Source organism: Solwaraspora sp. WMMA2059 (assembly GCF_027497315.1).
Classification (GTDB): Bacteria; Actinomycetota; Actinomycetes; order Mycobacteriales; family Micromonosporaceae; genus Micromonospora_E.
The window spans coordinates 1,238,495-1,261,448 of sequence record NZ_CP114908.1; the positions used below are offsets into that span (position 1 = coordinate 1,238,495).

The following is a 22,954-nucleotide window of genomic DNA, read 5'->3' on the forward strand; positions in this document are numbered from 1 at the left end:
GGGTGGGGAGGCGGGTAAGTCAGCTGCGCCCGGCTCCGCCGTCGGCGAAGACCAGCCGAAGGATACGGTCATCCTCCGGGGCCGGTTCGCCCCGGCCGTCCTGGTTCGAGGTGGTCACCCAGACCGAGCCGTCCGGTGCCTGCACGACGGTGCGTAGTCGACCGTACTCTCCGGTGAGCAACGCGCGGGGCTGGCCGAAGACCGTACCGGACTCGGTCAGCTCAACCAGCCATAGCCGTTCGCCGCGCAGGCACGCGGCGGCCAGGATCCGGTCCACCACGGCCGCCCCGGAGCAGGAGGACTCCTCGGTCGGCCAGACGACCAGCGGGTCGACGAATCGCCCGTCGTCGCCTTCGCCCTCGACCTGTGGCCAGCCGTAGTTCTCGCCCGGCTCGATCAGGTTGATCTCGTCCCACAGGTTCTGGCCGAACTCGGTGGCGTACAGCCGGTCCTGGGCGTCCCAGGCGATGCCCTGCACGTTGCGGTGGCCCAGCGACCAGACCAGCGAGTCGGGGAACGGGTTGCCGGGGGCCGGCTCGCCGTCCGGCGTCATCCGCAGGATCTTGCCGCCGAGGCTCTCCTGGTCCTGGGACAGGCCGGTGTCCGAGGCGTCGCCGGTGGTGGCGTAGAGGAAACCGTCGGGCCCGAAGGCGAGCCGGCCGCCGTTGTGGATGCCGGAGAGCGGAATGCCGGTGACGATCGGTTCCGGTTCGTCGCCCAGGGTCAGTCGGGCGATCCGGTTGTCCTCGGCGGTGGAGTAGTAGATGAACACCGTCTCGTCGGTGGCGTACTCGGGGGAGACGGTGATGCCGAGTAGCCCGCCCTCACCGCCGCCGTCGACCTGGTCGATGATCTGCACCTCGGTGACGTCCAGCCCGTCCGGGGTCGAACCGGGCCCGACCTGCAGAATCCTGGCGCTGTCCCGTTCGGTGACCAGCGCGGCACCGTCCGGCAGGAACGTCACCCCCCACGGCACCGCCAGTCCGCTGGCCAGCACGGTGACGGCCACCTGCTGATCGACGCCGCCGCCGGTCGGTGTCTCGGTCGGGGCGGGGAAAGTTGGGGGCGCGCCGGCCTGGTCCGGCTCCGGCTCGCCGAACGCGCAGCCGCCGGCGAGCAGCAGGGCGGTCAGGCTGGCGGCGGCGGTCGCTGTGGTCGCGGCGGTAGGGCGGCGCGACGAGCGGCGGTACGGCGGGCAAGCGTTCACCCGCACCAGACTAGCCCGCTGCCGGACATCCGCATCCGACGGCATCCCCGGAGCACTTAGGTAAGGGTAGCCAAATGGCATCGGGCGGTGTTAGGTAAGGGTTTCCAAAATTGCGAGAATTGAATACGCGCCATATATTCCGTCGTAGTGGACTACAGTTCTCCACAGTGACGATGACGCCACTGCCGGATGCTGCCGAGCTAGGAGGACCACCATGACCGCGATGATGGAGATGCCCCGGGTGCAGGAGTGCACCGCCGTGGAGTGCGCGTACAACCAGCACGAGGGCTGTCACGCCTTCGCCATCACGATCGGCACCGAGGCGGACAGCGCCAGCTGCACCACCTTTTTCGACATCTCGTCCAAGGGCGGCCTCGACGCGGTGATCGCCCAGGTTGGCGCCTGCAAGCGTGCCGACTGCCGGTTCAATGCCGAGCTGGAGTGTCGGGCGCCGGCGATCCGGGTCGGGCCGAGCCGGGAGACGGCCGACTGCATGACCTACGAACCGGCCTGACCGCCGTGCCACTTTCCTGCCCATTCACCCGTGCCGTCGTAAGGCGTGCATCCGGGAGCCAGGATTCGAACAAGAACATTGAACGATGTGGTCTGATCGACAAGGCGGCGTCGAACGAGTAACATACTCGCAAGTAGTGAGCCGCTGCCTTGCGGGGCCTCGTACCGGATGATCATGTGATGTCCGGCCTGGGCGGGCCGGACCCGGAAGGCCCGCTATCGTCGGACCGGTGAAAGTCTGGATCCCCCACGCACACGGCCGACAACTACTCGGCCGGCTGCCTGACGAGGTGACCGTCGAGGTCGCCGCCGACATCACTCAGCTGCCGTCCGACCCCGCCGGCGTGCGGTTCTGGGTGCCTCCGTTCCTGGCCCGGCCCGGAGCGGCGGAGCTGGCCGGCAAGATGCCGGACCTTCAGGTGGTGCAGTTGCTGTCCGCGGGTGCCGATGCCTGGGTGGGGCGGCTGCCGCAGCATTTGACGCTCTGCGACGCGCGCGGGGTGCACGACTCGTCGACGGCGGAGTGGATTGCCGCCGCGATCCTCACCCACGTCCGCGATTTCGCCGGCTTCATCCGGGCCCAGACCCGAGGGGAATGGTCGTACGAGCGGTTCGCCCCGACCGACGAGCTGGCCGGCAAGCGGGTCCTCATCGTCGGTGCCGGATCGATCGGTGCCGCGCTGCGCGCCCGACTGACCCCGTTCGAGGTGGAGTTCACACTGGTGGCTCGTACCGCCCGGCCGGCGGAACAGGTGCACGGCGTCGACGAGCTGCCAGCCCTGTTGCCGTACGCCGACATCGTGGTGCTGATCGTTCCGCTGACCGACCGGACCCGGGGGATGGTCGACGCGGCCACGCTGGCCGCGATGCGTGACGGTGCGCTGCTCGTCAACGCCGCCCGTGGCCCGGTGGTCGACACCACGGCGCTCACCGCCGAGCTGTCGACCGGCCGGATCTGCGCGGTACTCGACGTGACGGACCCCGAACCGCTGCCCGCAGACCATCCGCTATGGAGGTTTCCGAACGTGGTGATCAGTCCACACATCGCCGGGTCGGTACGCGGTCTGCTGCCCCGCGCGTACGCCCTGGCAGGTCGGCAGGTCACCCGGCTGGTCGCGGGCGAGCCGCTGGACAACGTGGTGGTGGACGGCTATTGAGTCGGCGTGGCCGGTTCGTCGGTCGGTGGTGCCGCTGGCGGTGGTGTCGCCGGGGCCAGCGGTTGTCCGCTGGCAGCGATCAGCCGGGGCAGGTCGGCTGCCCGCACAGCGGGCAGCCGTACCTGCTCGCCGTCGGTGAGCAGGGCCACCGCCCGGCCTTGCGGGTCGGGCGCGAGCTCGGCCACCCGCGACCAGCCGATCCGGCGCTGGCCGATCAGTGCCCGCACCCGGAGCCCGGCCGGGTCGGCATCGGTTCCGGAGCGGACCGCCCAGATCGCGATCGCCAGCGGCAGCAGCAGGACCGGCAGCAGATACCAGCGGGCACCGGCCAGCGGCAGCGACCCGACGAACGCGATCACCGCCGCCAGCATGATCGCCTGGTGCGGCCGGAACCGGACAGTTACCCTGCGACTCATCCGACAATCCTGGCATCCTGCCGGTGAGTGTCGGCTGCCGGGTAGGCCAGGTGGCACCGGCGGGTGCGCGCCGCGAGACCCGGCCGGGTACACCGGGGCGGAAATCCGACGGAAATCTTCGGTGACCGCCCCGTAACCCGGCGCCAGGCTGGTTCGTTGTGACCGGCACAGAGGGCCGACCCGGCCCAGCTGTGCCCCGACCCCTTCCGTGGAGGCGACGGCCACCGTGCCTGAGGCGTTCCCCGAACCACCCCGTACCCGTCCCCGCCCCCACCGGGCCGAACCCCCCGGCTGGACCCTGCCCGCACAGGTCGGCGCCGCCGCGCTGCTGCTGACCGCAGGCACCGTTGGCCTGCTGACCGTCCCGGTCGCGATGCTCGGCGCGGTGCTGTTCGGCGTCGGCATGCCCGGTTGGCGGCTGTCGCGGATGGCCGTCACCGCGCACGCCCGTACCGGGGAATACCGGGACTGTCGCGGAACCGGCCTGCTCGCCGTGACCAGCGTCGGCGGCGCCACCGCAGTCTGCGTCGCCGCCTTCAGCCCGCCGGCGGCCCGGACCGGCCTGGCGCTCAGCGGGCTCATCCTCGCCCTGGCCGGTCACCTCGCGGCGATTCTGCTGCTGCCGGGCATCGCCGAGACCTGGCGGCTGCGCCTTCGGCGGGTGGTCGACGGGCTGAGCCTGGGGATCAGTCTGATCTTCGCCGGATGGCTGCTGTCGCCGGTCGACACCGTGCCGTCGGCCGTGCTCTTCGTCGAGCTGAGCGTGATCGGGGCCGGATCGATCATCGCGGTCACCGCCCTGGCGGTATGGCGGCAACGCCCGGCGGTGCTGTACTGCGGCGGCGGCTCCGGCGCGGTGCTCATCGGACTGGCCGCCCCGACGGTCTGTTTCGCGTACGGCACCGCGGGCTGGCTCTGGTGCCTGGCGATGGCCCCGGCGCTCGGCGGCATGCTGCTGCTGGTCATCGGGGCGCAGCGGGCGCAGCGCGCGGGTTCGCGGCCGGTCACCCCGGTGCGCGGCCGGCTCACCGCGTATCCACTGGTGACAGTTCCGGCGGTGGTGGCCGCGCTGGCGGCCGTATACCACGTGGCGGCCCAGGGGTCGTTCGACCGTACGTCGGTCCTGCTCGGCCTCGCGGTGATCCCGACGCTGGTGATCCGGGAGATGATGGCCGCGGCCGACGTGCGGTCCTACGCCCGGCGACTGAGCATCCAGGAGGCGCACTTCCGGTCGTTGGTCTCCGGCGGCAACGATCTCACCCTGACCCTCGGCGACGACCTGCGGGTGCGGTGGCAGTCACCGGCCGCCGCCCGGCTGTTCGGGCTGGCCGACGCGCAGGTGCTCGGCCGACCGTTCATCGAGCTGATGCATCCCGAGGACGTCCCCGAGGTGATCATGGTGCTGACCGGGGTGGTGACCGGCCGGCTGGTACCGACCGGCCGGACCCCGCTGGTCACCGCCCGGCTACGGGACGGCCACGGCCGGTGGCGGGACACCGAGTCCACCGTGTCCGATCAGCGGACGGTGCCTGAGGTCGGAGCGCTCGTGGTGCACGTACGCGACGTGGGGGAGCGGGTGCACCTGGAGCGGCGGCTGTACAAGCTCGGCTTCACCGACCAGTTGACCGGGTTGGCGAACCGCCGGGAGCTGATGCGCCAGATCGCCAACCAGCGGGACCTGCCCGGCCACCCCGGTGCGTTGCTGATCATCGACCTGCACGGCCTGGTCGGCGTCAACGAGCAGTACGGGCGGGAGGCCAGCGACGCGGTGCTGGTCGAGGTGGGGCGGCGGCTGCGGGACACAGTGGAGCCGGACGATGTGGTCGCCCGGCTCAGCGGCGACGAGTTCGCGGTGATCACCGTCGCCGGCCCGATGCTGGCGTACGGCACCGGGGCGCGGCTGGTCGCGGCGCTGCGCGAGCCGTGCCAGCTGCCCGGCGCGGTGGTTGCGCTGCAGACCAGCATCGGCATGGCCGAGGTGGCCGGCGGCGCCGGGGCGGACGATGTGCTGCGCCGGGCGGATCTGGCTCGCCGCCGGGCCCGCCAGCTCGGTCGCAACCGGGTCGAGTGGTACGACTCCTACCTGGAGCAACAGCTCGTTCGGCGGCTGGATCTGGAGCGGGAGCTGCCGGGTGCGGCCGAGCGGGGCGAGTTGGACGTGGTGTACCAGCCGGTGGTGGACCTGGTCGACGGCAAACCGGTGGGGGTCGAGGCGCTGCTGCGCTGGCGCAGCCCGGTGCTCGGCACGGTGCTGCCGGCCGAGCTGCTCGCCGTGGCCCGGGAACTGTCGCTGCTGGGCCACATCGGCCGGTGGGCGCGGGCTACCGCCTGCCGGCAGTTGGCGTCCTGGTCACGGGAGGGGCACGGGCTGTGGCTGTCGGTCAACGTCGCCCCGGCCGAGATGGCCGCGACCACCTTCGTAGCCGACCTGTTGGCCATGCTGGCCGCACAGGGTGTCGGGCCGGAGCGGCTCGTCGTCGAGGTGGCCGAGTCGCTGGTCGCCGAGGAGTTGGCGGCCGCCGAGAATCCGCAGATCCTCGCGCAGTTGGCGAACCTGCGGGCGCACGGGGTGCGGATCGCGTTGGACGACTTCGGCGCCGGTCAGGCGTCGATCGCCCAACTGCGGCGGCTGCCGCTGGACGTCGTCAAGATCGACCGGTCGCTGGTCGCCGGCGCCGGTGCCGGCCCGGACAGCGTCCACCCGATGCTGGAGGCGGTGGCTGGGCTCGGCCGGCGGTTCGGGCTGGAAATCGTTGCTGAAGGGCTGGAGACGGACGGGCAGGTGAGCCAGGCGCAGGTGGCCGGCTGCCGGTTCGGTCAGGGGTACGCCCTGGCCCGCCCCGCACCTGCGGAGCGGACCGAGGCGTACATCGCCGACTTCCCCACCCCGTCGCACTGACCCGATCGGCGCAGGTCAGACGCGGATGGGCGCAGGTCAGGCCGCGTAGCCGGGCATCGGGTAGCCGGCGAGCAGGTCGGCGACCTCCCCGGCGATCCGGTCGAGGGCGGCGCCGTCGTCCTTGACCGCCGCGGTCACCGCGTCGTCCAGCCAGGAGGCGACCTGCGGCATCTGCACCTCGGTCAGACCGCGGGTGGTCAGCGCGGCGGTGCCCAGCCGGATGCCGGACGGGTCGAACGGCTTGCGCGGGTCGTACGGCACCGTGTTGTAGTTCAGCTCGATCCCGGCCCGGTCCAGCGCCTGCGCGGCCGGCTTGCCGGCGACGCCCTTGCCGGTCAGGTCGGCCAGGATCAGATGGTTGTCGGTGCCGCCGGAGATCAGTTCGAAGCCCCGGTCGACCAGCGCGGCGGCCAGCGCCTTCGCGTTGGCGACCACCTGGTGGGCGTACCGGCGGAAGTCGTCGGTGTCGGCCTCGCGCAACGCGACGGCGATGCCGGCGGTGGTGTGGTTGTGCGGGCCGCCCTGCAGGCCCGGGAAGACTGCCTTGTCGATCGCGGCGGCGTGCTGTTCGGTGGTGAGGATCATCGCGCCGCGCGGGCCGCGCAGCGTCTTGTGGGTGGTGGTGGTGACCACGTCGGCGTGGCCGATCGGCGAGGGGTGCGCGCCGCCGGCGACCAGGCCGGCGATGTGCGCGATGTCCGCGACGAGCACCGCGCCGATCTCCCGGGCGATCTCGGCGAAGGCCGGGAAGTCGATGGTCCGCGGCACCGCCGTACCGCCGCAGAAGATCACCTTCGGCCGTTCGCGGCGGGCCAGGTCACGTACCTCGTCGAAGTCGATCCGGCCGGTGTCGCGGGAGACGTTGTAGCGGACCGAGTTGAACCACTTGCCGGTGGCCGACACCGACCAGCCGTGGGTGAGGTGCCCGCCCATCGGCAGCGACATCCCCAGCACGGTGTCGCCGGGGGAGAGAAAGGCGAGGTACACGGCGAGGTTGGCGGGGGAGCCCGAGTACGGCTGGACGTTGGCGTGGGCCGCCCCGAACAGCGTCCTGGCCCGCTCGACGGCGAGCGTCTCGATCGGGTCGACGAACTGCTGGCCCTCGTAGTAGCGCCGGCCCGGGTAGCCCTCGGAGTACTTGTTGGTCAGCACCGTGCCGCTGGCCTCCAGCACGGCGGCGGAGACGTAGTTCTCCGAGGCGATCATGCGCAGCTTGTCGTGCTGGCGGCGGGCCTCACCCTCGACGAGGGCGGCGAGCTCGGGGTCGGTGGCGGTCAGTTGCGGGATCTGCGGTACGTGCACGACGTGCCCTCCTGGGGTCGGGCGGCTCCGCCGGCCGGGGCGACCCGGGCATGACGGTGCCGTCGACGGTGCACCCAGGCGCGCGGCGCACGTCGGTGGTCGCTCCCCGGTGGTCGGTTCCACCTTCGCTGCGCCAGTCGCGTGACCGGTCCGAGCATAACCCGCGGTGGTCGGCGGGTCGGGCAGACCCTGACGGTACGCGGCGAGATCTGTTGGTGTTTGCGCCGTCAAGGTTTCGGAAACTTAACCGGTTCACTGTCCGTTACGTGGCGGTGCGGTGCTGCCCCGCGGGGTCAGGTGCGGCGTCTCGTCCTGGTACGCCTGCGTCGGCTCACCGGCGATCGTCGCCAGCAGTTGCCGCGCGGCGTGTGCACCGTACGCCGGGATGTCGCGGCCAAGCGCGGTCAGCGGCGGATGCACCAGCCGGCACAGCGGCGAGTCGTCCCAGGCCACGATCGACAGGTCACCCGGCACGGCCAGCCCCATCTCCTGGGCCACCGCCAGGCCGGCGATCGCCATCACGTCGTTGTCGTAGATCATCGCGGTGGGGCGGGCCGCGGTGCTGAGCAGCCGCCGGGTCGCCCGCGCGCCCTCCTCTCCGGTGTAGTCGGACGGCACCGTGACGCACTGGTTCAGGCCGAGTCGGCGGCAGACGTCGGTGAACGCGTCCGCGCGGATCTCGGTGTGCAGTAGTCCGGGCAGGCCGCCGACCCGGGCGATCCGGCGGTGCCCCATCGCGACCAGGTACTCGACCGTCTCGACCAGGGCCGACGCGTCGTCGGACCAGATGCTCGGCAGCGAGCCGGTGTGGTCGGGGCCGCCGATCACCACCGCTGGCAGTTGCAGCGTCTCCAGTGCCGGCACCCGGTCGTCGTCGACCCGAAGGTCGCAGAGGAACACGCCGTCCACCCGGCGCTCACCCCACCAGCGCCGGTAGACCGCGATCTCGGCCTCGGTGTCGGCTACCACCTGCAGGGTCAGCGCGTACGACCGGGCGGACAACTCGGCCTCGACACCGCTGATCAGCTCCATGAAGAACGGCTCGATACCGAGGATCCGGGCCGGGCGGCTCAGCGCCAGGCCGACTGCGTTGGCGGTGGCTCCGGACAGGGCGCGGGCGGCGCTGTTGGGGTTGAACCCGATCTCGGCGGCGATGGCGAGGATCCGCTGCCGGGTCGCCTCGGACACTCCCGGCTGGCCGTTGAGCGCGTAGGAGACGGCGCCCTTCGAGACGCCTGCTCGGCGGGCGATGTCGGCGATGGTCGGCCGTTTCACCGGCGGCGCTCCTTCGGGGTTCGTTTCGGCTGGCCTTGCCCGGTTAAGTCTGCTGCCCGAAACGATATCCGGTGTCGGCCGGGCCCAGCGGCCACCCCGTCCGAGGGCACCGAGGTTACGGGTTGGCTACGGCGTTAACCAGCCATTGACATGCGTTGACGTCGCTCGTACCGTGGCTTAACTTACCCGGTTCAGTCGATGCTCCTCGATGTCTGGAGCGTCTCCAAGTGTGTTCGGAGGATGGGATGAAGCGGCGTTGGGCCCCTTGGACACGTACGGCGGCGGTCGGCGCCGCCGGCGCGTTGCTGATCGCCGGCTGCAGCGGCGAACCCGGTGGCGGCAGCGACGACGGCGGCACCACCCTGACCATCGCGTTCTGGGGCGACTTCGGCCTCGACGACCTCAAGGCCGCGTACGAGGCGGAGAACCCGGGCGTGCGGATCAACCTCAACTCCGGTGAGTACAACGCCCAGCACGAGGACCTGCAGAAGAAGCTGATCGCCGGGTCCGGCGCCGCCGACATCGCCGCCATCGACGAAGGGTTCGTCGTCCAGTTCCGCGAGCAGGCCGACAAGTTCGTCAACCTGCTGGACAAGGGCGCCGGCCAGTACGAGGAGCGCTACCTCGACTGGAAGTGGCAGCAGACCCTGTCCGCCGACGGAACCACCCAGATCGGCCTCGGCACCGACGTCGGCGGGTTGGCCATGTGCTACCGCACCGACCTGTTCGCGGCGGCCGGGCTGCCGACCGAACGGGACGAGGTCTCCGCCCTGTGGCCCGACTGGGAGTCGTTCGTCGCCACCGGTGAGGAGTACGTCGCGGCCAGCGGCAAGAAGTTCGTCGACTCGGCCACCAACATCTTCAACCCGGTGCTCGGCCAGCAGCCGGTCGGCCTCTTCGACACCGGCGACAACCTGGCCATGCAAGGCGGTCCGAAGGTCGCCTTCGACACCGCCGCCGCCGTCGTCGGCGCCGGGCTGTCGGCCAACCTCGCCGCCTTCTCCCCGGAGTGGAACAACGGCTTCGTCAACGGCGACTTCGCCGTGCTGGCCTGCCCGGCGTGGATGATGGGCCACATCCAGAACACCGCCCCCGACACCGCCGGCACGTGGGACGTGGCGGCCATCCCCGGTGGCGGCGGCAACTGGGGCGGCTCGTTCCTGACCATCCCAGCGCAGGGCGGCAACGTCGACGAGGCGTACAAGTTCCTGGAGTGGCTGATCCAGCCCGAGCAGCAGATCGAGATCTTCAAGAAGGTCGGCAACCTGCCGTCACAGCCGGCGCTCTACGAGGACCCGGCGATCGTCGAGTTCTCCAACCCGTTCTTCAACGACGCGCCGGTCGGCCAGATCTTCTCCGCCACCGCCGCCAACCTCACCCCGCAGTACCTCGGCCGTAAGAACGGCCCCGTCCGGGTCGCGGTGGAGAACGTCCTCAACCGGCTGCAGAGCGGTGACCTGGAAGGCAAGCCCGACGAGGCGTGGACGGAAGCCATCGCGGAAGCCGAAAAGGCGACGAACGCGTAACCGCTCGCAGGCCGCGAGCCGCGCGTGCGGCTGAACCTGGAGGCAAACCATGTCCGCAACCCGCGCCGCACCGGCACCACCACCCGAGCCGACCTGGCGCAACCGGATGCACCGCTTCGACATGCGGTACATGCCGTACATCCTGATCTCCCCGTTTTTTCTCCTATTCATCGCCTTCGGGCTCTTCCCGATCATCTTCAACGGCGTGGTGGCGTTGCGGCACTGGCGGCTGGACAACGCCGACCTGACCGGCTGGGCCGGGCTGGAGAACTTCCGGCGGCTGTTCACCGACGACAGCTTCTGGAACGCGCTGTACAACACGTTCGGCATCTTCCTGCTCTCCACCGTGCCGCAGCTGTTCCTGGCCCTGGTCATCGCGTCGCTGCTGAACCGCAAGCTGCGGGCGCAGACCTGGTTCCGGGTCGGCATCCTGCTGCCGTACATCACCCCGATCACCGCGTCGACGCTGCTGTTCGCGGTCTTCTTCGCCCGCGACTTCGGCATCGCCAACTGGGTGCTCGACGTGCTGAACCTACGCGGCGAGGCGCCGATCGACTGGCGGTCCAGCAAGGCCGCGTCGTGGGTCGCCATCGCCACCATGGTCAACTGGAAGTGGATCGGCTACAACGCGCTGATCTACCTGGCCGCGATGCAGTCGATCCCGCGCGACATCTACGAGGCGGCGGCGGTCGACGGCGCCGGCCCGTGGCGGCAGCTCTGGCGGATCACCGTGCCGATGATCCGGCCGGTGGTGGTCTTCACCGTGATCCTGTCCACCATCGGCGGGCTGCAACTGTTCACCGAGCCGATGCTGTTCGAGCAGAACTCGCAGGCCGCCACCGGCGGGTCCAACGGCCAGTTCCAGACCATCGCCCAGCTGATCTACAAGGTCGGCTGGAAGGATCTCAACCTCGGGTACGCCGCCGCGATGTCCTGGGCACTGTTCCTGATCATCGTGATCATCGCGGTTGTCAACGCGCTGATCGCCAACCGGCTGGGCGGAGGCCGCAAGTGAGCAGCAGAACCGTCGGCCGTGCCCCGGCCAGTACGCCGGGCAGCTTCTGGAACTACCTGTTCCTCAGCCTCGTCATCCTGTTCTCCGCGTTCCCGCTCTACTGGATGGTGGTGATCGCCAGCGGCACCGACGCCGACCTGGCGAAGATCCCGCCGCAGCTGCTGCCCGGCGGACAGCTGCTCACCAACCTCAACGAGGTCTTCACCCTCAAGAACGTCTACTTCGCGCAGTCGCTGGGCAACAGCTTCATCGTCTCGTCGGTCGTGACGTTCTCGGTGCTGTTCTTCTGTTCGCTGGCCGGCTTCGCCTTCGCCAAGCTGCGGTTCGCCGGCCGCAACGCGCTGATGGTCGTCGTGGTGCTCACCCTCACCGTGCCCAATCAGCTCGGCGTCGTCGCCCTCTACATCCTGATGGGCGAACTCGGCTGGAACGGCACCCTGGTCGCGGTCATCGTGCCCGGCCTGGTCACCGCGTTCGGCGTGTTCTACATGCGGCAGTTCATCCTCGAAGCGGTGCCCGACGAGCTGATCGAGGCCGGCCGGATCGACGGTGCCACCACGCTGCGGATCTACTGGAGCGTGGTGCTGCCGGCGGTCCGCCCGGCGATGGCCGTGCTCGGCCTGCTCACCTTCGTGGCCACCTGGAACGACTTCCAGTGGCCGCTGATCACCCTCGGCGGCACCTACTACCCGACGTCGATGGTGGCCCTGTCCGACCTGGCCAGCGGCAACTACGTGCTGTACCGGCGGGTGCTCGCCGGTGCGTTCGTGGCGACCATCCCGCTGTTGATCATGCTCTTCATCGGTGGTCGGCAGATCGTCCGGGGGATCATGGAAGGCGCCGTCAAGAACTGACCCGGCGAGCACCCGTACCGTGGCCCAGTCCCGATCCAGCACTAGTGAGGTATGGCATGAACACCGTACGACCGCTCCACGAGGGCTGGACCGTACGACCGGCCGACGGGTCCGACGTACCCGACGGCGTCGGCGACCACAGCGTCCCCGCAGCCGTACCGGGCTGCGTCCACACCGACCTGCTCGCCGCCGGCCTGATCCCCGACCCCTACCTCGACGACAACGAGACCCGGCTGTCGTGGATCGGCCGGACAGACTGGGTCTACGAGACCACGTTCGACTGGGTCGACCCGGGCGATCCCCGGGTCGACCTGGTCTGCGCCGGCCTCGACACCGTCGCCACCGTCACCCTCAACGACGTCGAGCTGGGCCGCACCGCCAACATGCACCGCGGCTACCGGTTCGACGTCCGTACGGCACTGCGCCCCGGGCGCAACACCCTGCGGGTACGGTTCGACTCCGCGTACCGGCACGCCGAAGCGGTCCGTGACCGGCTCGGCGACCGGCCCAACGCCTACCCGGAACCGTTCAACTTCATCCGCAAGATGGCCTGCAACTTCGGCTGGGACTGGGGCCCGAACCTGGTCACCGCCGGCATCTGGCAGGAGATCGGCCTGCACGCCTGGAGCGTCGCCCGGCTGGCCAGCGTCCGCCCCCTGGTCACCGTCGACCACACCGGCGGCCCGATCGGCGAGGCGCAGGGCCGGGTTGAGGTGCACGTCGACGTCGACCGCGCCGACGGTGCCGACGCCCCGCTGACCGTGGTCGCCGCCGTCGCAGGGGCCCGCGCCGAAGCGGTCGTCCCCGCCGGGCAGCGCAGCGCCGTCGTAACCCTCACCGTCGCCGAGCCCGAGCTGTGGTGGCCCCGAGGGTACGGCGAACCCGCCCGCCATGCCCTCGACGTCACCCTGCACCGGGCCGACGGCAGCACACTCGACACCTGGCAGCGACTGATCGGCTTCCGGTCGGTCCGCCTCGACACCACCGCCGACGCCGCCGGCAGCGCGTTCACCCTGGTCGTCAACGAGATGCCGGTCTTCGTCCGGGGCGTCAACTGGATCCCCGACGACGCGTTCCCCACCCGGGTCGACCGGGCCCGCTACGCCCACCGGTTCGCCCAGGCGGCCGACGCCGGCGTCAACTTCCTGCGGATCTGGGGCGGCGGCCGCTACGAATCCGAGGACTTCTACGACCTCGCCGACGAGCAGGGTCTGCTCGTGGGGCAGGACTTCCTGTTCGCCTGCGCCGCGTACCCGGAGGAGGAGCCGATCGCGGGTGAAGTGGCCGCCGAGGCCCGCTACCAGGTCGCCCGGCTCACCCCGCACCCCAGCCTGGTGCTGTGGACCGGCAACAACGAGAACATCTGGGGCTGGCACGACTGGGGCTGGCAGGAGATCCTCGACGGACGCACCTGGGGGCTCGGCTACTACCTCGATGTGCTGCCCGGCATCGTCGCCGAACTCGACCCGACCCGTCCGTACTGGCCGGGCAGCCCGTACTCCGGCCGCGACGACCTGCACCCCAACGACCCGGCGCACGGCACCATGCACATCTGGGACGTGTGGAACACCGACGACTACCTTAAGTACCGGCAGTATGTGCCCCGGTTCCTCGCCGAGTTCGGCTACCAGGGGCCACCCGTGTACGCCACCCTGCGCCGGGCGATCAGTGATGACCCGCTCGCCCCCGACTCACCCGGCATGGCCCACCACCAGAAGGCCGCCGACGGCGACCTGAAACTTCAACGCGGCCTCGACGCACACCTGCCCGCTCCGCGTGACTTCGACGACTGGCACTACCTGACCCAGGTCAACCAGGCCCGCGCGATCGCCGTCGGGGTGCGGCACTTCCGCTCCCACCGGGGCGTCTGCATGGGCACCATCCTGTGGCAGCTCAACGACTGCTGGCCGGTCACCTCGTGGGCCGCCGTCGACGGCGACGGCCGCCGCAAACCCCTGTGGTACGCGCTGCGCGACGCCTACGCCGACCGGCTGCTCACCATCGAACCCCGCGACGGTGGGCTCGCCCTGGTGGCGGTCAACGACACCGGGGCCGACTGGCACCCGCAGACCGACGTCACCCGGCTCACCCTGGCCGGCGAGCCACTGGCCAAGATCGGCTACCAGCTGGCCGTACCGGCCCATTCGGCGGTCACCGTGCCGCTCTACCCAGACCTGGCCACCACCGGCGACCCACGCCGCGAGCTGCTGCTCGCCGACGCGGCCGGGCAGCGGGCCTGGTGGTTCTTCGCCGAGGACAACGAGATCGACTACCCGGCGGCCGGGTACGACGCGACGGCCGCACCGGTCGACGGCGGGCTGCGGGTCACCGTCACCGCCCGGACCGTCCTGCGTGACCTGACCCTCTACCCGGACCGGCTCGACCCGGCCGCCGAAGTGGACCGGGCACTGGTCACCCTGCTGCCCGGCGAGTCGACGGAGTTCGTGGTGCGCACCGGGGTCGAGCTGGATCCGGCGGCGCTGACCCGCCGGCCGGTGCTGCGCTGCGTCAACGACATCGTCAGCGACACCCCGGCGGCCGGCGCATGAGCGCCGGCCCGGCAGCGGTCGGTCCGGCGGCGGCCGACCCCGCCCCCGGCCCGGTTCTCGCGGTCGACGTCGGCGGCACCAAGCTGGCCGCCGCCGTCGTCGAACCCGACGGCACCATCGCCGTGCAGGGCGCGGTGCCGACCCCGGCCGGCGGGGACACCGCGACCGTCACCGCCGCCCTGCACCGGGTGGTCCGCCAGGTCGTCGGCGACGGGCACTGCATGGCGCTCGGCGAACACTGGCGCGGCGGCTACCCCGGCCGCGCCCTGCTCGGCATGGTGGTCTCCACCGGCGTCGGCGGCGGACTGGTCATCGACGGCCGGGTCCACCCGGGCGGCAGCGGCAACGCCGGACACATCGGACACATCGTGGTGGACATGACCGGCCCGGCCTGCCCCTGCGGCGGGCGCGGCTGCGTCGAGGCGATCGCCAGCGGTCCGGCGATGGTCCGCTGGGCCGTCAACCAGGGCTGGACGCCGGGGGAGCGGCCGGGCGACGCCCGTACCCTCGCCGAGGACGCCCGGGCCGGCGTACCGCTCGCCGTCGCCGCGTTCGGGCGGGGCGCGACCGCCCTGGCCGCCGCGGTGGTCTCCGCCACCGCGTTGGTCGACCTCGACGACGTCGTCATCGGCGGTGGGGTGGCCGCCGCCGGTGACCTGCTCTTCGCTCCGCTGCGCGCGGCCGTAGCGGAGCTTGCCGGACTCGACTTCGTCCGCCGGGTCCGGATCCACACCAGCAGCCTCGGCAACGACGCGGGACTGCTCGGTGCCGCCGCACTCGCCCTGGAGGCCGCAGCGCGTCAGTGACCTCCACCGCTCCACGGTCAGGAGAACCCCGTAATGCGCCCACGCTCCGCCGGCCTGCTGCTCGCACTGGCCGGGCTGCTGCTCACCGCAGCGGCAGTCCCGGTCCAGGCCGCACCGCCGGCCCGCCATCCCGGCCATCCCGGTCATCCCAGTCATCCCGGTACACCCGGTACGCCTGGTACGCCGACCGCCGGGTTCGTCACCCGGCACGGCGACGACCTCAAACTCGACGGCCGGAAGTTCCGGTTCGCCGGCAGCAACAACTACTACCTGATGTACAAGTCGCCGACGATGGTCGACGACGTGTTCGCCGACGCCAAGGCAGCCGGGTTCACCGTGCTGCGTACCTGGGGGTTCCTCGACATCGGCAACGCCGACGGCTCCGACTCGGTCGCCGGCCCGGCCGACGGCGTCTACTTCCAGTACTTCGACGGCGAACGGCCGGCGTACAACGACGGCCCGGACGGCCTGCAACGCCTCGACTACGTCCTCGCCGCCGCCCGCGAAGCCGGCATCAAACTGGTGGTCCCGCTGACCAACAACTGGCGTGACTTCGGCGGCATGGACCAGTACGTGCGCTGGCGCGGCGGGCAGTACCACGACGACTTCTACACCGACCCGGTGATCCGCGGCTGGTACAAAGACTGGATCAGCCATGTGCTGAACCGCACCAACACCATCACCGGGGTGAGATACAAGGACGACCCGACGGTGATGACCTGGGAGCTGGGCAACGAGCCGCGCTGCAAGGGCTCCGGGGTCTACCCGCAGTCACCGGACTGCACCACCGACACGCTGACCGCCTGGGCTGACGAGATGACCCGGCACGTCAAGTCGATCGCTCCCCGGCAGCTGGTCAGCGTCGGCGACGAAGGCTTCTTCTGTGACGATCCGACCAGCGCCGACTGGACCATCAACTGCGGTGAAGGTGTCGACAGCGTCGCGCTGAGCAGGTTGCCCGCCGTCGACGTCGTCTCCTACCACCTCTACCCGGACCACTGGGGCAAGGACGCCGCCTGGGGCACCGAGTGGATCACCCGGCACGCTCACGAGGCGAAGAAGGTCCGCAAGCCGGTGATGCTCGGCGAGTTCGGCATCCACGACAAGTCGACCCGCAACGTCGTCTACCGCGAGTGGACCGACGCGGCGATCACCGGCGGCACCAGCGGTTTCCTCTACTGGATCCTCTCCGGCGTGCAGGACGACGGCAGCCTCTACCCGGACTACGACGGTTACACCGTCTACTGCCCGAGCCCGGTCTGCACCACGCTGTCCAACGCGGGCGCTGCGGTGCGCGGCGACCGCCGGCCGTGGCCGCCGGTCGCCGACCACGACACGGCCACCGTCGAGTTCGGCCAGGTCGCGACGCTGCGGCCGGCGGCCAACGACATCGCCCACCGGGGTACGGTCCGCGCCGCCACCATCGACCTGGACCCGACGGTGCCCGGCCAGCAGCAGCGGACCGTCGTCGCAGGCGGTGAGTTCGCGCTCGGCAACGACGGGGCGGTCACCTTCACTCCGGCGGACGGCTTCGCCGGTCGGGCCACCGCCCACTACCAGGTATGGGACCGGGTTTGGCGCGCCTCCAACGTCGCCGACCTGGTCGTCACGGTGAAACCCGACCCGGCCGGGGTGCAGACGCTGTTCTCGTTCGAGGCCGGCACCGACGGGTGGGGGCCGCCGTCGTGGGAGCCGGGCGTCGGCAGCGTCGCCCAGTCGGACGCGTTCGCCACCGACGGGGCGTACGGGCTGCGGGTCGACTCGGTCACCGGCGGCTGGTTCGGCACGTCGTTCCCCGAGCCGGTCGACCTGTCCGGCCGGGTCACCCTCAAGTACGACCTGCGTACCGACCCGTCGGCGGGCACCAATGCGGCGATCGCGGTGCAGACCGGTCCGTCCTACACCTGGTGCCAGTCGACGTTCACCTGGCTGAACCAGGACTGGACCGGCACCGCCGAGATCGACCTGCTGACCGAGATGTCGTGTGATGCCGAGGCGCTGGCCGACGTGCGGGAGTTCTACGTCTACGTCAACCCGGGCTCTGTCCACCTCGACAACATCCGGGTCGAGTAGGACGGCGCGGTCACCGGTACGCGTCGAGCCCCGGCCGCCGTCGGCGTGGGGCCGGGGCTCGTCACGTCGTTGCTGACCTGCTGATCCTACGGCTCAGCGGAGCGTGGGTGCCTCAGCGACGAAGGAGCGCCAGGCGGTCGGGCCGAAGGCGAGCGTGGGACCACCCTGGTCCTTGCTGTCGCGGACCAGGATGCGACCGGGAAGGTTGTCCGCCACCTCGACACAGTCGCTTCCGTTGCTGTTGCTGCGGCTGGACTTGCGCCACGCCGGCTCGGTCATAGTTCCTTCACCAACTTCAAGATCATGTCTCGCGACTGGTCGCGCGGCAACGCAACACCACTCAGAGCCTGCCAGGCCTGTTCGAGGGTGGCAACCCGCTTCGGATCGGTCACCAGGCGGCCCTCCAACTGGTCGTCGACATAGCCGACGGTGCCGCCGGTCTCGGCCATGCTGGCGAGCATGAACGGCCCGTTCTGCCCGGGATGCAAGCCGGCGGAAACCGGGGCCACCTGCACCAGCACCCGCGACCGGGTGCTCATCTCGGCGATGTGCTCCAATTGCTCCCGCATGATCACGGGGTCTCCCCGGCGAAGTCCGTCCTCGTCGATGATGAACTGACACACCGGCGGCTCCTCCCGCTCGAACACGGCGGCCTGTCGCGTCATCCTGAGAGCGAGGTACTCGTCGGCCTTAGCGGGAGTTAGCAGGCCGCTGTGCAGGATGGCCCGGGCGTACGCTTCCGTCTGGAGCAGTCCAGGGATGATCTGGCACTCGTACCGCCGAATTGCGGAGGCCTCCTGCTCCAACTCCGGTAGCGCCCGGAACCAGTCCGGTGGGATGCTCTTGCGGGCGTTCTCGGAGAGTTCCTTGATCAGCGGGGCGCTGCTGAACACCTGATCGATGTGGTCTGCCGTGTCGGGCATCGGTATCTGTCGACCGGTTTCGAACTTGGCGATCAACGACGTCGAGACGCTTAGTCGCTGCGCCAACTGCTCCTGTGTCATGCCGCCATTGAGTGAACGAAGAAACCTGAGCACCTGCGGAATGCCGTTGCTGCTCACTGCTGCTTGTCCTTCCGGCCCGTATCGGGGCAGCTTCCTACCAGGAATCGACTGCCTTGCGTGCCGGTATCTTCTCTCGTCGTGCCCACATAGTCCAGGGTGGAGACGAAACTTGTATTGATCATCTTCGTCCAATTCCGTTCCGGATCGGAGATGCTCGTCGAGCTTGATGCCAGAGGTGAATCATGATGCACCTGTGGCATCAAGCTCGCGGAGACACCTTGGGTCCGCAGAGCTGGCACGGGCACTCCACCAGCAGGTCAGCCGCACATCTGGCTGACCCGTCGGCGGCGCACCCGGCTGACGGGCCGGCGAAAAGTTGTTGGTCCTCGGCCGGCCGCCGCCTCTCACCCGTGTCCGGCGACGTCGCCGGACGTCCCGCGCCCCGGGCGGGCCGGGACCCGGTTGGGCGTCGACTCACCCGGCACGGAGAGGGAGAGGCTGGAGGGCCAGATGATCTACACGACCAAGTTCGGGGTGCTGGCGCGGCGGTCGACCTGGCGGTGGGGCACCATCACCTTCGCCGCCGCCGCCGTCCTGGGCGTGCTGCTCGCGGTGGTGTTGGCGGCCTGCGGCCCGTCCGGGGCCGGGCGAGTCGGCGTAGCGTCAGACGGTGGCCAGGCGTCCGGGGCAGCAGGGCTCGGTGGCGCGCCGACCGGGGGCGGCGACAGCGGGTCGGCCGGTAGCGGCGAGCCGCAGACCGGCGGCACCGGCGACGATGCCGACGGCAGCGACCCGGGTGGTGGCGGCACCGGCGACGATCCTGACCACCCCGACGGCGGGGGTTCCGGCGACGATGGTGACGACGGCGAACCGGTGCCGACCGTGCAGCCGGCCGCCGAGGACTGTGTGACGTACGACCCGGCGAACCTGACGATCGAGCAGAGCGGCGACGCGTGGCGGATGCGCGACGGCGGCCACGCCATCAAGCTCTTCGCCACCAAGACCGACGCCGAGGACGGCGTCAAGGTGGCCCGCAACTGGACCCGGCTCTGCTTCATCGGCCGGGGCAACGACCGCGCCGACCGGCACCGCTACATCATCACCTACTTCCAGGGCCCGTCCGGGCTGCCGTTCGGCCCCGCTCCGCACTTCGACTGCATCACGTACGACCCGGCGGAGCTGGCGGTGCACGGACCCGACGGCGACGGCTGGGGGCTGCGGGCCGCGGCCACCCCGCTGCTCTTCCTGGCCAGTGCGGCCGACGCCGAACGGGCCCGGCTGGTCGCGGCCGGCAACACCCGGCTCTGCCTCATCGGCCACGGCAACGGGCAGCCCGACCCGTCGCGCTACCAACTGGAGTATTGGCGACAGTGACGATCCGTCCTCGACCGCGCCACCTAGCATTGCCCGGGTGGACGATCGCGCCATCGTGGCCGCGCTGGTCGCCGGTGACCCGCGCGGCCTCGACCGTGCCTACCGCACGTACGCCGACCGGCTGTACACGTACTGCCGGTTCGTGCTGCGCGACGCGGACGGCGCGGCCGACGCCGTCCACGACACGTTCGTCCTGGCCAATCAGCGGGCGGCGCAGCTGCGCGACCCGGAGCGGCTGCGCCCGTGGCTGTACGCCATCGCCCGCAACGAGTGCCTGCGGGTCATCCGTGGCCGGCGACGGCAGTTGCCGCTGGACGAGGTAGGCGAACTGCCCGCCACGCCGGTCGACCCGGTGACCGGGCTCGGTGCCGAACAGCTACAGGAGCTGGTCCGGTCGGCCGCGGCCGGGCTGAACCCCGGTGACCGGCAGGTGATCGAGCTCGCCATCCGGCACGACCTGTCCGCCGCCGACGTCGGTGCCGTGCTGGGGGTTTCCGACAGTCACGCTCACGCCCGGCTGTCCCGGGCCCGGACCCAACTCGAACGGGCCATCGGCGCGTTACTGGTGGCCCGCACCGGTGCCGACGACTGCCCGACCCTCGGTGAGCTGCTGCGCGGCTGGGACGGCACGCTCACCGTGTTGCTACGCAAGCGGGTCAGTCGGCACATCGAGTCCTGCCCGACCTGCGCCGACCGGCGCCGCCGGCAGGTCAGCCCGGCCGCGTTGTTCTCCGCGTACGCGACCCTGCCGATGCTCGTCGTACCGGCGGAACTCTGGCCCCGGCTGGAGTTGACCAGCGCCGCCGCCGGGCAGGCGGCGACCCGGGCGCGGATCGAGCAGCGGGCCGGCCGGTTCGACCCGGCCACCGGCTTCCCCCGCCGAGGCGAGCCGCGCCGAGGTCGGCTGCTGGCCGGCCTGGCGGCGGCCGCGGTGCTGGCCCTGCTGATCGGTGGTGCCGTGGTGATGGTTCCCCGGCTGGCTACGGTCGACGACACCGCCCGGTTGGCGCCGGCCGGGTCGCCAGGTCTGGCCGCGCCACCGACCACGCCGTCGGCCAGCGGTGCGCCGACGGGCACCCCGGGCGAACCGGCACCGACGACGCCGACACCGACCGCGCCGGCCGGTGGCGCTCCCGAGCCGAGCGGCCCCGCCGAGCCGGCGCCGCCGCTGACCGTCCAGGCCGAGGCGCGGGTCTCCTGCACCGGATCCAGCCGCTACCGGAATGCGGGCCAGTGCTCCGGCCTTCAGGCCGGGGGTGAAGGCCCGCGCTGGGAGGGCCGCCAGGGCCCGAGCAGTGCTCTAACCTGGCCGGTTCTGCTGCTCGATGTACTGCGTCACGATGCTCAGCGGCGCGCCGCCGACGGAGCCCGCGAAGTACGAGCCCGACCAGAGCTTGTTGGCCCGGTGGTAGTGGCGTGCGAGGTCGGGGAACTCCTGCCGCGGGTGGCGCGACGGGACGCCCTTGAGTGAGTTGACCAGGCGGGAAACGGCGACTTTGGGTGGGTGGTCGACCAGCAGGTGGACGTGGTTGTCCTCGCCGTTGAACTCGACCAGTTCGGCCTCGAAGTCGCGGCATACGTCCCGCATGATGGCTTCCATGCGGGTCAGGTGCCGGTCGGCGAACACCGTGTGCCGGAACCTCGTCACGAAAACCAAGTGGACGTGCATCGCGAAGACACAGTGCCTGCCGGTACGGATACCCTCACCTTCTGCCATAGACCAACATGATATCGTGTGGTTCGTGCAGCTCCGGTACCAGTTCCGGGTCTACCCGACACCCGGCCAGCAGATCGCGCTGGCGAAGGCGTTCGGATGCGCCCGGGTGGTGTTCAACGACGGGCTGCGCGCACGGCGGACCGCCCACGAGCAGGGCCTGCCGTACATCTCGGACGCCGAACTGTCCAAGCGGGTCATCACGCGGGCCAAGACGACTCCGGAACGGGCGTGGCTGGGCGAGGTGTCGGCCGTGGTGTTGCAGCAGGCCCTCGCGGACCTCAACACCGCCTACCGCAACTTCTTCCACTCCGTGTCGGGCAGGCGTAAAGGCAGCATGGTGGCGCCGCCGAGGTTCCGGTCCCGTAAGGACAACCGGCAGGCGATCCGTTTCACCCGTAACTCCCGGTTCACGGTGCTGGACAACGGTCGTCTGCGGCTGCCGAGGATCGGCGACCTGGCGGTGCGCTGGTCCCGGTCGTTGCCGTCGGACCCGTCGTCCGTGACGGTCATCCGGGACGCCGCCGGGCGGTACTTCGCCTCGTTCGTCGTGCGGACCAGCGAGGACGAGCCGCTGCCCGAGGTGGACGCCGAGGTGGGGATCGATCTGGGGCTGACGCACTTCGCGGTCATGTCCGACGGCACGAAGGTCGCCGCACCCAGGTTCCTGCGCCGCGCGGCCCGCAAGCTCAAACGGCTGCAACAGGCCCTGTCGCGCAAACAGCGGGGCAGCAACCGCCGTGGGAAGGCCGTCGTGAAGGTCGCCAGGGCGCACGCCCGGGTGGCCGACACCCGGCGGGACTGGCAGCACAAGCTGTCCACGACGATCATCCGTGAGAATCAAGCGGTGTACGTCGAGGACCTGTGTGTCGTCGGTCTCGGCCGGACCCGGCTGGCGAAGTCGGTGCACGACGCCGGATGGTCGTCGTTCGTCGCCATGCTGGAGTACAAGGCGGCGAGATACGGGCGTACGTTCGCCCGGGTGGACCGGTGGCTCCCGTCCACCCGGATGTGCTCGGACTGCGGGCGCGTCAACGACAGGATGGCGTTGGACGTGCGGTCGTGGGTGTGTCCGTGTGGCGGTCACCACGACCGGGATGTCAACGCGGCGATCAACATCAAGGCCGCCGGGCAGGCGGACGTCAACGACCGTGGAGCGCGGGTAGGACCGGGACCCGTCCCGGCACCGCGCGGTGAAACGGTAACCCGCCAGAACGCTGCGCGTGTCACGCGCGGCGTGGCTGGAATCGCCGCCGTTTAGGGCGGCGAG

18 protein-coding genes, 1 pseudogene and 1 riboswitch are annotated in these 22,954 nt (G+C 70.7%); of the genes and pseudogenes, 12 read left to right on the forward strand and 7 right to left on the reverse strand.

All coding sequences use genetic code 11. From position 1 onward, the window contains the following. Nucleotides 1–19: 19 nt before the first annotated feature. Entirely contained in the window at nucleotides 20–1,288 is a 1,269-nt protein-coding gene (locus tag O7553_RS05585; protein WP_348650099.1) for a PQQ-dependent sugar dehydrogenase, read from the reverse strand. Between the two features lie 133 nt (nucleotides 1,289–1,421). Between O7553_RS05585 and O7553_RS05590 the strand changes: the two genes are divergently transcribed. Further along, nucleotides 1,422–1,721, forward strand: a complete 300-nt coding sequence (locus tag O7553_RS05590; RefSeq protein ID WP_123600394.1) for a DUF1540 domain-containing protein — start codon at nucleotides 1,422–1,424, stop codon at nucleotides 1,719–1,721. 229 nt (nucleotides 1,722–1,950) lie between these two features. Further along, complete coding sequence (locus O7553_RS05595; RefSeq protein ID WP_281553790.1) at nucleotides 1,951–2,877, forward strand: 2-hydroxyacid dehydrogenase; 927 nt, start codon at nucleotides 1,951–1,953, stop codon at nucleotides 2,875–2,877. On the opposite strand, the gene O7553_RS05600 is transcribed toward O7553_RS05595, so the two are convergent. Then, nucleotides 2,871–3,293 (reverse strand): PH domain-containing protein, encoded by a 423-nt coding sequence (locus O7553_RS05600; protein ID WP_281553791.1) that lies wholly within the window; start codon nucleotides 3,291–3,293, stop codon nucleotides 2,871–2,873. The two genes, O7553_RS05595 and O7553_RS05600, sit on opposite strands and share 7 nt — an antisense overlap. A gap of 226 nt (nucleotides 3,294–3,519) precedes the next feature. Between O7553_RS05600 and O7553_RS05605 the strand changes: the two genes are divergently transcribed. Next, nucleotides 3,520–6,192, forward strand: a complete 2,673-nt coding sequence (locus O7553_RS05605) for a GGDEF domain-containing phosphodiesterase (RefSeq protein ID WP_281553792.1) — start codon at nucleotides 3,520–3,522, stop codon at nucleotides 6,190–6,192. A 36-nt stretch (nucleotides 6,193–6,228) separates the two neighbouring features. Here the strand turns inward: O7553_RS05605 and glyA are convergent, their stop codons facing one another. Both glyA and O7553_RS05615 read right to left on the reverse strand, forming a co-directional pair. Beyond that, nucleotides 6,229–7,494, reverse strand: a complete 1,266-nt coding sequence (gene glyA, locus O7553_RS05610; protein WP_281553793.1) for a serine hydroxymethyltransferase — start codon at nucleotides 7,492–7,494, stop codon at nucleotides 6,229–6,231. 65 nt (nucleotides 7,495–7,559) lie between these two features. Next, nucleotides 7,560–7,645, reverse strand: a riboswitch (ZMP/ZTP riboswitch). A gap of 101 nt (nucleotides 7,646–7,746) precedes the next feature. Continuing rightward, a complete protein-coding gene (locus tag O7553_RS05615) occupies nucleotides 7,747–8,769 on the reverse strand; it encodes a LacI family DNA-binding transcriptional regulator (protein ID WP_281553794.1) in 1,023 nt (340 codons plus the stop codon). Between the two features lie 245 nt (nucleotides 8,770–9,014). On the opposite strand from O7553_RS05615, the gene O7553_RS05620 reads away from it, so the two are divergent. From O7553_RS05620 to O7553_RS05645, 6 genes are read left to right on the forward strand one after another with little or no spacing between them, the layout of a single operon-like run. Next, nucleotides 9,015–10,295, forward strand: a complete 1,281-nt coding sequence (locus O7553_RS05620; RefSeq protein WP_281553795.1) for an extracellular solute-binding protein — start codon at nucleotides 9,015–9,017, stop codon at nucleotides 10,293–10,295. Nucleotides 10,296–10,344: 49 nt separating this feature from the next. After that, the gene (locus O7553_RS05625) at nucleotides 10,345–11,310 is read left to right on the forward strand and encodes a sugar ABC transporter permease (RefSeq protein ID WP_281553796.1); all 966 of its coding nucleotides are present in this window, start codon (nucleotides 10,345–10,347) and stop codon (nucleotides 11,308–11,310) included. After that, nucleotides 11,307–12,164 (forward strand): carbohydrate ABC transporter permease, encoded by an 858-nt coding sequence (locus O7553_RS05630; RefSeq protein WP_281553797.1) that lies wholly within the window; start codon nucleotides 11,307–11,309, stop codon nucleotides 12,162–12,164. Before O7553_RS05625 ends, O7553_RS05630 begins: the two co-directional genes overlap by 4 nt. A 56-nt stretch (nucleotides 12,165–12,220) precedes the next feature. Further along, nucleotides 12,221–14,713, forward strand: a complete 2,493-nt coding sequence (locus tag O7553_RS05635; protein ID WP_281553798.1) for a glycoside hydrolase family 2 protein — start codon at nucleotides 12,221–12,223, stop codon at nucleotides 14,711–14,713. Beyond that, nucleotides 14,710–15,519, forward strand: coding sequence for an ROK family protein (locus O7553_RS05640; protein ID WP_281553799.1), 810 nt, complete (start codon nucleotides 14,710–14,712; stop codon nucleotides 15,517–15,519). Before O7553_RS05635 ends, O7553_RS05640 begins: the two co-directional genes overlap by 4 nt. 33 nt (nucleotides 15,520–15,552) lie before the next feature. Continuing rightward, nucleotides 15,553–17,592 (forward strand): cellulase family glycosylhydrolase, encoded by a 2,040-nt coding sequence (locus O7553_RS05645; RefSeq protein WP_281553800.1) that lies wholly within the window; start codon nucleotides 15,553–15,555, stop codon nucleotides 17,590–17,592. Between the two features lie 93 nt (nucleotides 17,593–17,685). Here the strand turns inward: O7553_RS05645 and O7553_RS05650 are convergent, their stop codons facing one another. Both O7553_RS05650 and O7553_RS05655 read right to left on the reverse strand, forming a co-directional pair. Then, the gene (locus tag O7553_RS05650; protein WP_278167694.1) at nucleotides 17,686–17,871 is read right to left on the reverse strand and encodes a DUF397 domain-containing protein; all 186 of its coding nucleotides are present in this window, start codon (nucleotides 17,869–17,871) and stop codon (nucleotides 17,686–17,688) included. Next, on the reverse strand, nucleotides 17,868–18,788 hold the full coding sequence (locus O7553_RS05655; protein WP_281553801.1) for a helix-turn-helix transcriptional regulator: 921 nt from the start codon (nucleotides 18,786–18,788) through the stop codon (nucleotides 17,868–17,870). Before O7553_RS05655 ends, O7553_RS05650 begins: the two co-directional genes overlap by 4 nt. Nucleotides 18,789–19,106: 318 nt before the next feature. Here O7553_RS05655 and O7553_RS05660 point away from each other — a divergent pair, with 318 nt between their 5' ends. After that, entirely contained in the window at nucleotides 19,107–19,970 is an 864-nt protein-coding gene (locus O7553_RS05660) for a hypothetical protein (protein WP_281553802.1), read from the forward strand. Nucleotides 19,971–20,025: 55 nt separating this feature from the next. Beyond that, nucleotides 20,026–20,508 (forward strand): annotated as a pseudogene (locus O7553_RS05665) (sigma-70 family RNA polymerase sigma factor); the annotation flags it as partial. A 762-nt stretch (nucleotides 20,509–21,270) separates the two neighbouring features. Here O7553_RS05665 and tnpA read toward each other — a convergent pair. Continuing rightward, on the reverse strand, nucleotides 21,271–21,687 hold the full coding sequence (tnpA, locus tag O7553_RS05670; RefSeq protein WP_281553803.1) for an IS200/IS605 family transposase: 417 nt from the start codon (nucleotides 21,685–21,687) through the stop codon (nucleotides 21,271–21,273). Nucleotides 21,688–21,712: 25 nt separating this feature from the next. Here tnpA and O7553_RS05675 point away from each other — a divergent pair, with 25 nt between their 5' ends. Beyond that, complete coding sequence (locus O7553_RS05675) at nucleotides 21,713–22,945, forward strand: transposase (protein WP_281553804.1); 1,233 nt, start codon at nucleotides 21,713–21,715, stop codon at nucleotides 22,943–22,945. Nucleotides 22,946–22,954: the final 9 nt, after the last annotated feature.

Bases quoted from the DNA above. Each gene is read 5' to 3' on its own strand.
- O7553_RS05600 (WP_281553791.1), bottom strand. From the start codon at position 3,293: ATGAGTCGCAGGGTAACTGTCCGGTTCCGGCCGCACCAGGCGATCATG.
- O7553_RS05625 (WP_281553796.1), top strand. From the start codon at position 10,345: ATGTCCGCAACCCGCGCCGCACCGGCACCACCACCCGAGCCGACCTGG.
- O7553_RS05635 (WP_281553798.1), top strand. From the start codon at position 12,221: ATGAACACCGTACGACCGCTCCACGAGGGCTGGACCGTACGACCGGCC.
- O7553_RS05590 (WP_123600394.1), top strand. From the start codon at position 1,422: ATGACCGCGATGATGGAGATGCCCCGGGTGCAGGAGTGCACCGCCGTG.
- O7553_RS05620 (WP_281553795.1), top strand. From the start codon at position 9,015: ATGAAGCGGCGTTGGGCCCCTTGGACACGTACGGCGGCGGTCGGCGCC.
- O7553_RS05660 (WP_281553802.1), top strand. From the start codon at position 19,107: ATGATCTACACGACCAAGTTCGGGGTGCTGGCGCGGCGGTCGACCTGG.
- O7553_RS05640 (WP_281553799.1), top strand. From the start codon at position 14,710: ATGAGCGCCGGCCCGGCAGCGGTCGGTCCGGCGGCGGCCGACCCCGCC.
- tnpA (WP_281553803.1), bottom strand. From the start codon at position 21,687: ATGGCAGAAGGTGAGGGTATCCGTACCGGCAGGCACTGTGTCTTCGCG.
- O7553_RS05650 (WP_278167694.1), bottom strand. From the start codon at position 17,871: ATGACCGAGCCGGCGTGGCGCAAGTCCAGCCGCAGCAACAGCAACGGA.
- O7553_RS05645 (WP_281553800.1), top strand. From the start codon at position 15,553: ATGCGCCCACGCTCCGCCGGCCTGCTGCTCGCACTGGCCGGGCTGCTG.
- O7553_RS05585 (WP_348650099.1), bottom strand. From the start codon at position 1,288: ATGCCATTTGGCTACCCTTACCTAAGTGCTCCGGGGATGCCGTCGGAT.